This is a genomic window from Leifsonia sp. PS1209 (assembly GCF_012317045.1).
In the GTDB taxonomy this organism is placed as follows: Bacteria; Actinomycetota; Actinomycetes; order Actinomycetales; family Microbacteriaceae; genus Leifsonia.
Genome location: NZ_CP051154.1, coordinates 477,146 through 490,096 on the forward strand (window position 1 = coordinate 477,146; position 12,951 = coordinate 490,096).

At 69.9% G+C, this 12,951-nt stretch carries 12 protein-coding genes; 6 read left to right on the forward strand and 6 right to left on the reverse strand.

Annotated elements, in window-relative coordinates:
* The first annotated feature begins 42 nt into the window (after positions 1–42).
* Positions 43–789 carry a CDP-alcohol phosphatidyltransferase family protein gene (locus HF024_RS02385; RefSeq protein ID WP_168688511.1) on the forward strand — a complete coding sequence of 249 codons (747 nt, stop codon included), beginning with the start codon at positions 43–45 and terminating at the stop codon, positions 787–789.
* Between the two features lie 29 nt (positions 790–818).
* Here the strand turns inward: HF024_RS02385 and HF024_RS02390 are convergent, their stop codons facing one another.
* Together HF024_RS02390 and HF024_RS02395 are read right to left on the reverse strand one after the other, a co-directional pair.
* Positions 819–1,166, reverse strand: coding sequence for a DUF6572 domain-containing protein (locus HF024_RS02390; RefSeq protein ID WP_168688512.1), 348 nt, complete (start codon positions 1,164–1,166; stop codon positions 819–821).
* Between the two features lie 9 nt (positions 1,167–1,175).
* Positions 1,176–2,126, reverse strand: coding sequence for a DMT family transporter (locus tag HF024_RS02395; protein ID WP_168688513.1), 951 nt, complete (start codon positions 2,124–2,126; stop codon positions 1,176–1,178).
* A gap of 70 nt (positions 2,127–2,196) precedes the next feature.
* Here HF024_RS02395 and HF024_RS02400 point away from each other — a divergent pair, with 70 nt between their 5' ends.
* The gene (locus tag HF024_RS02400) at positions 2,197–2,745 is read left to right on the forward strand and encodes a CGNR zinc finger domain-containing protein (protein ID WP_168688514.1); all 549 of its coding nucleotides are present in this window, start codon (positions 2,197–2,199) and stop codon (positions 2,743–2,745) included.
* A gap of 8 nt (positions 2,746–2,753) precedes the next feature.
* Here the strand turns inward: HF024_RS02400 and HF024_RS02405 are convergent, their stop codons facing one another.
* From HF024_RS02405 to cls, 3 genes are all read right to left on the reverse strand, one after another.
* Entirely contained in the window at positions 2,754–3,638 is an 885-nt protein-coding gene (locus HF024_RS02405; protein WP_168688515.1) for a hypothetical protein, read from the reverse strand.
* Positions 3,639–3,667: 29 nt separating this feature from the next.
* Positions 3,668–4,162 (reverse strand): hypothetical protein, encoded by a 495-nt coding sequence (locus HF024_RS02410; RefSeq protein WP_168688516.1) that lies wholly within the window; start codon positions 4,160–4,162, stop codon positions 3,668–3,670.
* Between the two features lie 66 nt (positions 4,163–4,228).
* Positions 4,229–5,689 carry a cardiolipin synthase gene (cls, locus tag HF024_RS02415; protein ID WP_168688517.1) on the reverse strand — a complete coding sequence of 487 codons (1,461 nt, stop codon included), beginning with the start codon at positions 5,687–5,689 and terminating at the stop codon, positions 4,229–4,231.
* Positions 5,690–5,843: 154 nt separating this feature from the next.
* Between cls and HF024_RS19645 the strand changes: the two genes are divergently transcribed.
* Both HF024_RS19645 and HF024_RS02435 read left to right on the forward strand, forming a co-directional pair.
* Positions 5,844–7,586: a cell wall-binding repeat-containing protein gene (locus HF024_RS19645; protein ID WP_247597263.1), complete on the forward strand. Its 1,743-nt coding sequence runs from the start codon at positions 5,844–5,846 to the stop codon at positions 7,584–7,586.
* Between the two features lie 33 nt (positions 7,587–7,619).
* Entirely contained in the window at positions 7,620–8,261 is a 642-nt protein-coding gene (locus tag HF024_RS02435; RefSeq protein WP_168688518.1) for an NAD(P)-binding domain-containing protein, read from the forward strand.
* Between the two features lie 24 nt (positions 8,262–8,285).
* Here HF024_RS02435 and HF024_RS02440 read toward each other — a convergent pair whose 3' ends face one another.
* Positions 8,286–10,157 (reverse strand): alkyl sulfatase dimerization domain-containing protein, encoded by a 1,872-nt coding sequence (locus tag HF024_RS02440; RefSeq protein WP_085370682.1) that lies wholly within the window; start codon positions 10,155–10,157, stop codon positions 8,286–8,288.
* Between the two features lie 134 nt (positions 10,158–10,291).
* Here HF024_RS02440 and HF024_RS02445 point away from each other — a divergent pair, with 134 nt between their 5' ends.
* Positions 10,292–11,710: an ATP-binding protein gene (locus HF024_RS02445; RefSeq protein WP_247597264.1), complete on the forward strand. Its 1,419-nt coding sequence runs from the start codon at positions 10,292–10,294 to the stop codon at positions 11,708–11,710.
* Positions 11,711–11,722: 12 nt separating this feature from the next.
* Positions 11,723–12,808, forward strand: coding sequence for a hypothetical protein (locus HF024_RS02450; protein WP_247597265.1), 1,086 nt, complete (start codon positions 11,723–11,725; stop codon positions 12,806–12,808).
* Positions 12,809–12,951 lie beyond the last annotated feature (143 nt).

The window sequence follows — 12,951 nt, forward strand, 5'->3', positions numbered from 1 at the left end:
TGTTAACGGACAGGTGCCATACACGGGAGACACGAGGCGCACGTGAAAAGGGTTCAACTCGCAGCAGCAGGATGGGCGATCGGCGGCGCGCTACTGGTGGCGCTCGTCTACGCGGCATCACCCCCACCCCCGGCCGGATGGGCTGCCGCCGCCGTCTACCTGGCCGTCGCGCACGCCCTCCTCGCCACCGGTCTGCGGCGTCGCGCCACCACCCGCTTCGGCCAGGCCAACGTGGTCACCTCGCTCCGCTCATCCCTGGTCGGCGCGATCACCGGCCTGGTCGTCGCATCCTTCACCGCCCCCATCCCGGCCTGGATGCTCGTGGCCCTGATCGTCCCTGCCCTCGCCCTCGACGCCGTCGACGGCTGGGTCGCCCGCCGCACAGGATCGGCCAGCGACCTCGGCGCCCGCTACGACATGGAGGTGGATGCGTTCCTCCTGCTCGTGCTCAGCGCATATGTCGCCGCCGACCTGGGCGCCTGGGTGCTCGCCATCGGCGCGCTGCGGTATCTGTTCGTGGCGGTCGGCTGGGCGCTGCCGTGGTTCCGCGCCCAGCTGCCGTACCGCTACTGGCGCAAGGTGGTGACGGCGGTGGCCGGCATCGCGCTGGCGCTGGCTGTGGCGGGGACCGCGCCGGGGGTGGAGCTGGGGGCCGCGGGTGTGCTGGGGGTTGTGGTGGCGCTGGGGCTGCTGGTGGAGTCGTTCGGGCGGGATGTGGTGTGGCTGGTGGTACGGCGGGGTGCTGGGGCGCAGGCAGACGCGGAGCGCACGAGAACCGTGAAGACCTAGGAGCGGGTTCTCAGCGGAAGAGGCCGCGCCTAGATCGCAGCTGCGTCATCCTTGATCGGGATCACCGTGTACGAGAGGCTCAGCCCACTGTGCTCGAGCCGATCGGACGCCGAAGCGAGGAACGTGAGCAAGCGGTCCGAGGGCTCTGAGCCGACGTCGACCTGCACGACCGCGCGGAGATCTTCCGTTGTGCCGAGAAAGGCATGGAGGCCACCGCTGGTCACGAAGGCGGCATAATTCCGCAGCTTGCTGTCGAGCAGGCGGAGGTCCTTCTTCGTCTCGATGCGCCGGTCCGCGGAGGCGACGATCAGAGCATACGTGCCGTCGGCCCTGCGCGAGATAAGATCGACAACCCCTGGGTCGGTTATGCCCGCCATGGATGCATCCTACGTCTTCGCGAGAGCCTCGACGTCGCGGCCCACAACCTCCACCTCCCCTTTCTCCGACCGCACGAACCCGATCCCCACCAAAATCAGCGCACCGCCGACGAACTGCAGCAGCCCCAGGTTTTCGCCGAGCAGCAGCCACGCGTAGAAGGTCGCCGCCACCACTTCGAGCAGTCCCGTGAACGACGCCAGCCGCGAACCGAGCATCTCCGTGGCGGTGATGCTCGCCGCGTATGCGATGGCGGTCGCGAACACCCCGATCACCAGGATCGGCACCCACCACGGCGTCTGGCCGCCGAACAGGTTCACCGGCGCGAAGCTGACCTGGAACGGCACGAGTCCCGTTGCACCCACCAGCGCAAGGGCCACGCCGCCCACCAGCAGCCCCGACGACGCCAGCGCCACCGGCGGCAGCCCGTCGCTCGGCCGCGCCGCGATCAGGTAGAACGCCGCGCAGCCGACCATTGCCGCGATGGCCAGGGCGAGTCCCAGTGGGTCGATGCCGCCGGAGCCGTCCGGGGAGACCACCATGACGAGCCCGCTGACCGCGACCACAGAGCCGATGATCACCACCGCCTTCGGTGGACGCCGGGTGCGCGCCCAGGCGATCGCGACCAGCAGCAGCGGTGCGATGTACTCGATCAGGATGGCCGTGCTGACCGGGATGCGCTGGATGGCGGCGAAGTAGAGCAGCTGGGTCGCCGCCACGCCGACCAGCCCCATCCCGAGCACGCGCCAGCGTCCGCGCCACAGGGCCGACCAGCGGCCGCGCAGCAGCAGGATCGCGACGGGGGCGAGCACGATGCCGCCGGTGAACGCGCGCACAGTGACGGCGGCGGCCGGGCTCCAGCCGGATTCGAGCAGCGGTTTCACGAAGGCGCCGGACAGGCCGAAGGTGGCCGCGGAGACGACGGCGATGAGGAGTCCGAGGGTGGTGTGGCTGCGCTTCATGGCGAATCCTGGTCAGGGTCAAGGTGGATGATGGTCCTGACGCTAGTCTTGTCACGGATAAGGAGTCAACTTGCATTTTGCCCCTGACACCGAGGATGCCCTGGTCTTCGCCGTCGCCCTCTGCAACACCGTGCCCAGCGCATCCAGGAGCGGAGAGGACGAGCTCGCGACAGCCGACCAGGTGGCCGACTTCGTGATCGCCCAGAAGTACTCCGGCCGCATCGACCGCGACGCTACCGAACTGCGCGAGGTGCACGAGACCCGCGAGCGCCTGCGCCGCACCTGGTCCCTCTCCCGCGACGACGCGGCCGTCGAGGTCAACGCCATGCTCGCCGACGCCAACGCGCGGCCGTACCTGATGCGTCACGACGGCTTCGACTGGCACCTGCACGCGACAGCCCAGGATGCGCCCCTCGCCGAGCGCATCCGGGTGGAGGTCGCCCTCGCCCTGGTCGACGTCATCCGCTCCGGCGAAACCGGCCGCCTCCGCGTCTGTGCCGCCGACGACTGCACCGGCCTGCTCCTCGACCTGTCCCGCAACGGCTCCAAGCGGTTCTGCAGCGTGCGCTGTGGCAACCGGATGAACATGGTCGCGTTCCGCCGGCGGCAGGGGGAGTAGCGCCCGCGCTACGACGTAGCCAGCCCCAGCTCCTGCCGCCAGTGCGCCAGGAACTCCGCCCCGGCGTCGTCGTGGATCGCGTCGCCGATCGTGATCACCTCGTACGGCTTCTCCAGGATGCCGTCGCTCGGCCGCACGTCCACGTGGGCGACGTCGAAGCCGGCGCTGTGGACGTAGTCGGCCATCTTGTAGTCGCTGCGGGAGTCGCCGATGGAGCGCCAGCGGCGGGGGAGCGGGCCGAGTTTGGCGAAGTAGTCGAGGGCGCGCTGGGCGCCGCGGTCCTTGTCGAGCAGCACCGATTCGATGTCGGTGGAGATGATCGTCTGGTCGATGCGGAACGGCAGCTCGCCGTTCGCATCCGGTGCCGTGCGGTCGCCGTAGCGCAGCCCGACGCCCTGCGCCGTCAGCAGCGTGAAGGCGTCGTCCTGGAAACGCGCCTGCGCCGCGGCGTACGTGTCAGCGTCCACGTCGGTGCGCTGCTCGACGGAGATCATCGCGCGCTTGGTCTCGTCGAAGAACATCGTGTCCGCGTAGCGCTCGCGCACCAGGTTCCGGATGCCGTCGACCGCCTCAGCGCCGAACGCCACCGTCTCGTCGACGGTCACCTCGCCCATCCCATCCCCGGTGATCGGCGCCCAGGCTCCGCCCTTCTCGAACACGCCGAACATCCGGGCGCCATGCTCGTCGAGTGCGTCGCGCAGGCCGGCGTCGCACAGCGGGGTGACCACCTGGTTGCGGATGAAGTCGCCCGAGCGGCCCGTGATGAACGCGATCGGCACGCCGGCCGCTGTCATCGCGACCAGGTCGGTGACGATGCTCCGGATGTTGATGGTCCGGGTGATCGGGCTGGCGATGGGGCCGTCGACGTCGAAGAGGAGTCCGAGATTGTGCACAGTCCATTGTCGCCGAACGGCGGGGCCGGTCAGTGCTTCAGGTCGTTGCGCAGCCCATCCAGGATGTGGTCGAGCGACGCCCGCTTCTGCGCGGTGTCGACAACACTGGACGGGATGGTCACCTCCAGGCCGGAGCCGTACGTCGCCTTCATCCGGAACTTGCCCGGCCACTCGGTGTACGAGGCGGGGTCGAATGCCGGGATGCCGCCGCTGATGTCGAGACGCACGAGGTCGCCCCTCCGCTGCAGCTTGGTCGACACCGACGCCTCGCCGACAGCGCCGCCGCGGGCCTCGCCGATGGCGATCGTCTCCGGCGTGAACGCTCCGACCCGGAACGTGAAGCCCAGCTCCGACTGTTCGAGGGCGGCGCCGAGGTAGACGATCGGGTCGTCGCCGATGGCGAGGGTGAGGCCGGTGAGGAGCCGGCCGTACCAGTTCGGGCGGGCGGCGAGTATCGCATCCAGCCCGGTCTCCGAAGAGATGAGGCGATGCAACGTGTCTCGTGTCTCCTCGAGTGTCGCCATGCCGGTCCTCCCACTTTCCTCCTGCGCGCGTGCGCGCGGCACTCGCAAGGGTACGCCTCTCTTCGGCTACTGCAGAGCCGAGGTGAGCCGGGCGGCGTTGTCCGCGATGCGGCCGAGCACCGGGCGGGCGCGCCACTCTGCCAGGGACAGCTCGCTGCTCTGCGCCCGGTAGTGGTCCTCGACGGCGCGCAGCCTGTCGACCGCCTCCCGGCCGTGCACCAGCACGGACACCTCCATGTTGAGGCTGAACGACCGGATGTCCATGTTGCTCGACCCGATGATGGCCACGTCGTCGTCGATCGAGAAGTGCTTGGAGTGCAGCACCGTCGGCGACCGGTACAGGAAGACGCGCACGCCGGAGCGCAGCAGCGCCTCGTAGTACGAACGCTGCGCGTGGTAGACGAGCGCCTGGTCGCCCACCTCGGACGCGAACAGCTCCACCTCCACGCCACGCGCCGCCGCTGTGGCGAGCGCGAGCATGATCGACTCCTCCGGCACGAAGTACGGGCTGGTGATGCTGATGCGCCGCTCCGCTTTGTGCAGCAGCGCCGCGAACAGTTTCAGGTTGTTCTCCGCGTCGAAGCTCGGTCCGCTCGGCAGCACCTGCACGTCGAAACGCCGGCCGACCGCCGCCCCGCCGAGCGTCACGGGCGTCTCGTCGATCGGCAGCAGTTCCCTGCTCTCGCTGAACCAGTCGGTGACGAACACCGCGTCCAGCTCCCGCACGGCGGGCCCGTCGATCCTGACCATCAGCTCCAGCCAGTGCAGTCCGCGGGAGACGTTCTTGCGCTTGTTGTACGAGGCGTCGACGAGGTTCTGCGACCCGGTGAAGCCGACCAGCCCATCCACCACGACCAGCTTGCGGTGGTTGCGAAGGTCGGGGCGCTGCCACTGGCCGCGCAGAGGGCGGAGGGGGAGCATCCCGTGCCAGTGGATGCGGTGCGCGGCGAGGAACCGCATGGTCGCCTTCCTGCCCGGGTTCATGAACCCGGCGAGGTGGTCGGAGAGCACGCGCACGTCGACGCCCCGCTCGGCAGCGCGGGCGAGTGCGTCGAAGAACGGCCGGGTGGTGTCGTCGAGCACGAGGATGTAGAACTCGACGTGCACGAACCGCTGCGCCGTGTCGATCTCGGCGATCATGGCGTCGAACGATCCGACGTAGTCCTCGATGAGGTCGACGGTGTTGCCTCCGACCATCGGCAGGGCGCCGAGCCGCTCCGTCATGGCGACGATGCCGGGAAGCCAGTCCGGCCACTCGTCGCGGTGACCAACCGCAGCCAGGCTGGGGACGCGCTCGCGCATCCTGGCGGTGACGAACGCCTGGTCGGCCCTTCGCCGGGCAGGCAGCGTGGTGCGCCCGACCAGCAGGAACGCGATCAGCGCCAGCACCGGCAGGAACACGACCGCAAGCAGCCAGGCGATGGCCGCGGACGGCCGCCGGTTCGCCGACACCACCACGGCGGCGAGGATCACCAGCACGCCGTGCGCGATCAGCAGCAGGATCGCCAGCACCTCGCCGTCCATCATGCGGCGTCGGTGAGGGAGGAGCTGGGGGTCACAGCACGGAGCCTAGCGCCCGTCGATCCCCACGACTGGGGTGATGCGATGGTCGGTGGCCGTCGATAGCGTGTGGCGTACCCGAACCGAGTCATCGCGACTCGCCTCCACCCGAAGGAAAGCTGTGAGACGCTCGATCCTCGCGGCGGCCGTGCTGGCCGTCGTCGCCTCCGTCTGCGGTTCCGTCGTCGTCGCTCTGCCGGCGACCGCCGCGTCCGCCACCGGCAGCGCCGTGCTCGCCGGCCTGCCGGTCGCCGCGCCCGTGCAGACCACCACGTACAACCGGAGCCTGTTCCCCACCTGGGTCGACGCCGACCACGACGGCTGCGACACGCGCTCCGAAGTGCTGCAGGCGCAGACCACGGTCGCGGTCACGTTCACGACGGCCACCGGATGCACGGTCGCCACCGGCAGCTGGAACTCCTGGTACGACGCCCAGACCTGGACGCTCGCCTCCGATGTCGACATCGACCACCTGGTTCCGCTGAAAGAAGCGTGGATCTCCGGCGCCTGGGCGTGGACGACCGCGCAGCGGCAGGACTACGCCAACGATCTGAGCATCCCGTACGCGCTGCAGGCGGTGACGGACAACGTCAACCAGTCGAAGAGCGACAAGGACCCGGCGGCGTGGATGCCTCCCGTGGCTGCCGTCGCCTGCCAGTACGCGCAGGACTGGGTGCTGGTGAAGTACAAGTGGGGTCTGGCGATCGACCCCGCCGAGCAGGCGAAGCTGGCCTCGATCTTCACGACAGGTGGATGCGGTGCGCAGCCGCTCACCCTGCCCGCCACGGTGACCACGTCCAGCGGTGCGGGCGTGCAGCGCATCGCGGGCTCCGACCGGTTCGGCACCTCCGTCGCGATCTCGCAGAGCGGGTTCCCGACCGGTGCAGGGGTCGCATACCTTGCCACGGGCACGAACTACGCGGACGCCCTCTCCGCTGCTCCGGCCGCTGCCGCGCAGGGCGGGCCGCTGCTGCTGACCACGCCGGGCGGCCTCCCCGCCTCGGTGGCCTCCGAACTCGCCAGGCTGAAGCCGGCGCGCATCGTGATCGTCGGCGGGACATCGGTGGTGTCTGCGGCGGTCGAGCGGCAGGCGCACAGCTACGCGCCGCAGGTGGACAGGATCGCGGGAGACGACCGCTTCGCCACCTCGCGGGCGGTCAGCGCCGCGGCGTTCCCGAGCGCGGCGACCGCCTTCATCGCGACCGGCCGCAACTTCCCCGACGCGCTCTCCGCTGCAGCAGCGGCAGGCGCATCCGGATCGCCGGTGGTGCTCGTCGACGGCGCTGCCGGAGCGGCGGACGCGGCGACCGTCTCGCTGCTGCGCGGGATGCACGTGACCTCCATCGTCCTCGCGGGCGGCACGAGCGCGGTGAGCGGAGGGATCGCGTCGTCGCTCGGCTCGGTGGGGTCGGTGACCAGGCTGTCCGGCGGCGACCGCTACGAGACGTCGAACGCGATCAACCAGGCGCGGTTCCCGTCCGCATCCCGGGTGTACTTCGCGACGGGAACGAACTTCGCCGACGCGCTCGCCGGTGCAGCGCTGGCCGGGCGCGACGGCTCCCCGCTGTTCGTGGTGCCGTCCGGATGCCTTCCGCCGAGCACGGCCGCGACGGTCGCGACATACGGAGCGGTCGGCCGGGTGCTGCTCGGCGGCCCGAACGCACTGAGCAACGCGGTCGGCGCAGGAACCGTCTGCGCGCCGCCGCCCGCGCCTCCCGCGCCGCCGGCGCCTCCGGTGCCGCCTGCGCCTCCCGCGCCTCCCGCCGGAGCCACCGCCCTGTGCAATGACGGCACGTACTCCTACGCCGCGCATCACCAGGGAGCGTGCTCGCATCACGGTGGCGTCGCCATCTTCTACAAGTAGGAATTCCCCGGCCCCGGTGACGTTGTACGCGGCATGACCAACGTAGGAATCATCGGGGCCGGGCACATCGGCACCGCACTCGCACGCACGTTCATTGAGCACGGGTACACCGTCACCATCGCGAACTCGCGCGGGCCGGAGACGCTCGCAGAGCTCGTCGCCGACCTCGGCCCGTCCGCCACAGCCGCGACCGCCGCAGAGGCCGGTGCCGCCGGGGACTTCGTGGTGGTGACCGTGCCGCTCAAGGCGCTCGCGGACATCCCGGTCGAGCCGCTCGCGGGCAAGATCGTCATCGACACGAACAACTACTACTTCGAGCGCGACGGCCACATCCCGGCCCTCGACGACGGCACGGCCACCGTGTCCGGGATGCTGCAGGAGCACCTCCCGGAGTCCAGGGTCGCCAAGGGGTTCAACCACATCGGCGCCCGCGACATCCAGGGCAGCGGCTCGCCCGCCGGCACGCCGAACCGTCGCGCTCTCGCCACCGCGAGCGACTTCGACGACGCGGCCGCTCTCGTCACCTCGATCTACGACGAGTTCGGCTACGACACGGTCAACGTCGGACCGCTGTCGGAGAGCTGGCGGGTCGAGCGCGACCGCCCGGCGTATGTCGTCCGCCAGAACCGCGAGGAGCTCGAAGCCAACCTCGCCAAGGCGCCGCGCACCATCTGATCGCCGACGCCCGCACGCCGACTCTCACGGGGTGACGATGGCGAAGTCCGGGTCTCCTGTCGACAGGACCGCGAGGAGGGCAGGCAGCGTCCCGGCGTCTCCGCTCACGGTGACGCCGGGTGAGACGCTGTCCCCTCCGAGCAACCCGATCAGTCGCGCCTTCGTGACGGTGAGCGTCGTGGGGGCGGTGCCGTCCGCCGGCCGCTTCCGGTAGACGAGCACGCCGTTCTTGAGCGTCACGCGGTAGGTGGCGTCGAGGTCGGTGAACGTGATGTCGAACGCCAGGTCGAGGTCCCAAGCCTTCGGACCGTCGACGGAGAGCGCGATCGAGTCGAGCAGCTGCTCGGCGGTGAGCTGGGCCACGATCGCGGGCGCCGACGTCTCCGTGGGCGTGCCGAAGGCGCCCTCGCGCAGCTCCGTCGCCCCGGACAGGAAGAAGTTGCGCCAGGTGCCGTTCTCCGCGCCGTACGCCAGCTGTTCCAGCGTGTCGGCGTAGAGGGCGCGCGCCGCGGCGTGCTCGGCGTCCGTGAACACGGCGTGGTCGAGCAGGGTCGCCGCCCAGCGGAAGTCGCCGGAGTCGAACGCCTCCTGCGCGAGCGCGACGACCCTGTCGACGCCGCCCAGCGCATCCACGTAGCGTTTCGCCTGCTCGACAGGGGGATGCGGCCACAGCCTCGCGGGGTTGCCGTCGAACCAGCCCATGTATCGCTGGTAGATCGCCTTCACGTTGTGGCTGACCGAGCCGTAGTAGCCGTGCGTGTTCCACGCCTTCTCGAGCGCAGGCGGCAACTGGATCGTCTCGGCGATCTCCGCCCCGGTGTATCCGTGGTTGATCATCCGGAGCGTCTGATCGTGCAGGTAGGCGTAGAGGTCGCGCTGGGTGGAAAGGAACCGGATCACGTTCTCCGTGCCCCAGGTGGGCCAGTGGTGGGAGGCGAACGCCACGTCGGTGCGGTCTCCGAACGTGTCGACGGCCTCCGTGAGGTATTCGGACCAGACGTGCGGGTCGCGCACCAAAGCTCCGCGCAGCGTCAGCAGGTTGTGCAGGTTGTGTGTGGCGTTCTCGGCCATGCAGAGCGCCCGGCGCTGCGGGAAGTAGAAGTGCATCTCCGACGGTGCCTCGGTGCCCGGCGCCATCTGGAACTCGATCTCGACCCCGTCGACCGTGTGCTTCTCCCCGGTCTCCGTGATGAACAGCGTCGGCACGATCATCCCGACCTCACCGGACGACGTGGTCTGCCCGAGCCCGGCCCCCACCTGCCCGAGCGGCCCGCGCGCGAGCACAGCGCCGTACATGTACCCCGCCCTGCGGCTCATCGCCGTTCCGGCGTAGACGTTCTCCGCAACGGCGTGCTCCACGAACCCTTCCGGGGCGATCACCTGGATGCGCCCGGCCTCCACATCCTCCACCGACGCCACCCCGAATACCCCGCCGAAGTGGTCGACATGGCTGTGCGAGAAGATGACGGCGACGACAGGGCGGTCTCCGCGATTGGCCCGGTACAGGCCGAGGGCGGCAGCGGCGGTCTCGGTGGAGATGAGCGGGTCGATCACGATCACGCCGGTGTCGCCCTCCACGAACGTGATGTTTGACAGGTCGAGCCCGCGCACCTGGTAGATGCCGTCCGTCACCTCGTAGAGGCCCTGGCGGGCGACGAGCTGCGACTGCCGCCACAGGCTCGGGTTGACGCTGGTGGGCGCGTCGCCGGCGAGGAAGGAGTAGCTGTCGTTGTCCCACACCACCCGCCCGTCCTGCGCTTTCACGACCCCGGGTTCGAGGGCGGCGACGAAACCGCGGTCGGCGTCCGCGAAGTCGTCCGTATCGTCGAACGGCAGTGAGTCGAGGAGTTCGCGATGTGCGGCTTCGACGGTCGGTGTCGGCGGCTTCTGGTCCATCTCCAGTCCCCTTCGCTCGCGGTCCCACCCGACGGCGGGCCATCACGCCCGACTATCCTCCGGGCCATCGGGGGCTGTCTAGTACTGAGATTCGGCCCTTGCCGCGGGCGCACCCGCGGTCATACCCTGACCACGTGACCTCGGCGCCCGATGGTGTTGCAACGTCGCTCGACGGAAGACAGTTCCGGTTCAGGACCCCCGTCGAGACGCCGTTCGTGCCCGGCGGGTTCGTCACCCTCCGCGACGGAGGCGCCGCGGGCGGCGCGGCAGAGGCCCGCGAACAGCTCGGGCAGGTCGACGATCTCGACTTCGACGGCGACGACACGCTCGCGGGCACCGGAAAGCTGCTGGGGGAGCGCAGAGCGGACGGCAGCCTCGACACCGGGGCGACGCATCCCTTCGCCTGGGCGGCCGTGGATGCGGCGGACGACGAGGCGGTCGAGCTCGTCTTCCGCGCGGCGAGGGCCACCCTCGACGTCGGATCGCTGATCGGCGTCGACAACGTGCGGGCCAGGCTGCTCACCCACCGGTTCAACCGGCACACCTTCTGGTGCGGCCAGAGCGGGTCGGGCAAGACGTACGCGCTCGGCGTGCTGCTCGAACAGCTGCTCGTCGACACCGAGCTGCCGATGGTGATCTTCGACCCGAACGGCGACTTCGTGCGGCTTCGCGAGCTGCGCACCGTCGTCGACACGGAGGCGGAGCGCACGCTCGCCGGGAAGGACATCCGGGTGCTGCGGCCCGGCGACAGTGAGAACCCGCTGCTCGCGCGGTTCATCGACTTCCCGATGCGGTCGAAGGCGGCGGTGCTGCGGCTCGACCCGATCGAGGACAGGGCGGAGTACAACGCCCTCGTCCACCTCGACGTGCGCGAGGAAGCCAGGCGCCCCGACGGGATTGTCCCGGCGCTGCTCGCCTCGGGCGACCCGGCGGCGGAAGCCCTCGCCCGCCGCATCGAGAACCTGCGCCTGATCGACTGGGAGGTCTGGGCCGAAGGGCGGGAGGCGGTCACCGACATCCTCGACGACCGGCCGGATGCGACCGTGCTCGACCTGGGCGGGTTCGCCTACCCGGACGAGCATCTGGTCGTTGCCCTCGCCGTGCTCGACGACCTCTGGGCCAAACGGGAGTCGCGGCGACCGCTCCTCATCGTCATCGACGAGGCGCACAACCTCTGCTCGCCAGACGACGACCGGCCGCTGCAGCGCGCGGTGCGCGAACGGATCATCCAGATCGCGGCCGAGGGACGCAAATTCGGCCTGTGGCTGCTGCTGTCGACGCAGCGGCCGTCGAAGGTGCACCCGAACATCGTCTCCCAGTGCGACAACCTCGCCCTGATGCGGATGAGCTCACCGCTCGACCTGGAGGAGCTCGGCACGATCTTCGGCTTCGCGCCGCCGTCGCTGCTCGCGCACGCGCCCAGCTTCCGGCAGGGCGAGGCGCTGCTGGCCGGGGGATTCGCGCCGGCGCCGATGCTCGTTAAGGTGCGGGACAGGCTCACGGAGGAGGGCGGCGCCGACGTGCGCGTGCCCCTGCGGAATCCGGCCGGCTAGGGTCGGGGAACCGTGACGACCCAGGAAGTGACCGCCGAGGCGCCGACGCGGGGTGCGCATCCACTGTCCCGTGTGCTGCGAAGGCCGGTGGGCAGCGTCGAGTCCGTCGAGTCGTCTGCGCTTGTCATCGGAGCCGCGGTCTTCGTCGTCGGCGGCATCGTCGCGCTGTTCGTGTTCTGGGACAGGGACCTGCCCATCTCCGGCCGCGGCTCGATCGGCGAGTTCGCCGCGATCGGCGGCGCCGTGACCGCCGCTGTGGTGTTCGCGCTCGGGCGCATCCTGATCGACGTGGTTCCGCACCGGGATGCGGGAGCGCGCCCATCGCTGCGCCTGGCCGTGTTCGACGTGGTGGCGCTCGCCGTGGCGGTCGGGCTGATCGCGCTGCTCGCCTGGACGGCCATTTCGGACGTGGTGGAGCGCAGCTTCCAGGGCGCCGTGGTGTTCACACTGCCGGGCGCTGTGCTGGCCGGGGTCTCGCTGGCGCTCACCGCCTACGTCGTGTTCCTGACCGCCGTGCAGCTGACGTCGATGCTGCTCTCGCTCGTGCTCGCCGTCTTCCTGGTGGTCGGCGTGTTCACGAGCATGCTGAGTTCGTCCGACCCGCTCTGGTGGCAGAAGAACCTGTCGGCGCTCGGGATGACGGACGATCTCTCCGCCTTCGCGTTCAACCTGACGCTGATCGTGGCCGGAGCGATCGTCGTGATCATCGCGCGGGTGGCGACGGCGGGCATCCCGACCCCGGATCACGCGAGTCGCAGGGGCCGCGACCTCGTGCGGTGGGCGTTCGTGCTGATCGGGGTGTTCCTCGGCTGCGTCGGCGTGTTCCCCGTCGACCGGTTCTTCGTGCTGCACAACACCGTCGCATCCGGGATGGCCGTGGTGTTCGCCGCCCTCGTGGTCGGGTTGCGCTGGTGGGTGCCCGCGATGCCGCGCGTGTTCCTGCTGCTCGGCTACGTCTACGTGGGCGTGGTGGTGGTGCTCGCCGTGTTCTTCGCCGTCGGCTACTACAATCTCACCGCGGTCGAGCTCGTGGCGGCCATCCTCATCTTCAGCTGGATCATCCTGTTCCTGCGGAACACCGCCGCGAGATACCCGTAACTGTCGCGTATCCCCGGCGTTTTGCGACAGTTGCCGGCATCTCGCGAAAACCGAGGCTGGGGATTTGCCCGGGTCGCGCCGGGCTCCCAGGGAGTGCGGGATATGGTGGGGCCATCCGGGCGAGCAGCCCACCCCCATATTGG

Coding starts and splice junctions, on each gene's coding strand:
- HF024_RS02390 (WP_168688512.1), bottom strand. CDS start 1,166: ATGGCGGGCATAACCGACCCAGGGGTTGTCGATCTTATCTCGCGCAGG.
- HF024_RS02440 (WP_085370682.1), bottom strand. CDS start 10,157: ATGGACCAGAAGCCGCCGACACCGACCGTCGAAGCCGCACATCGCGAA.
- HF024_RS02410 (WP_168688516.1), bottom strand. CDS start 4,162: ATGGCGACACTCGAGGAGACACGAGACACGTTGCATCGCCTCATCTCT.
- HF024_RS02395 (WP_168688513.1), bottom strand. CDS start 2,126: ATGAAGCGCAGCCACACCACCCTCGGACTCCTCATCGCCGTCGTCTCC.
- HF024_RS02435 (WP_168688518.1), top strand. CDS start 7,620: ATGACCAACGTAGGAATCATCGGGGCCGGGCACATCGGCACCGCACTC.
- cls (WP_168688517.1), bottom strand. CDS start 5,689: ATGATGGACGGCGAGGTGCTGGCGATCCTGCTGCTGATCGCGCACGGC.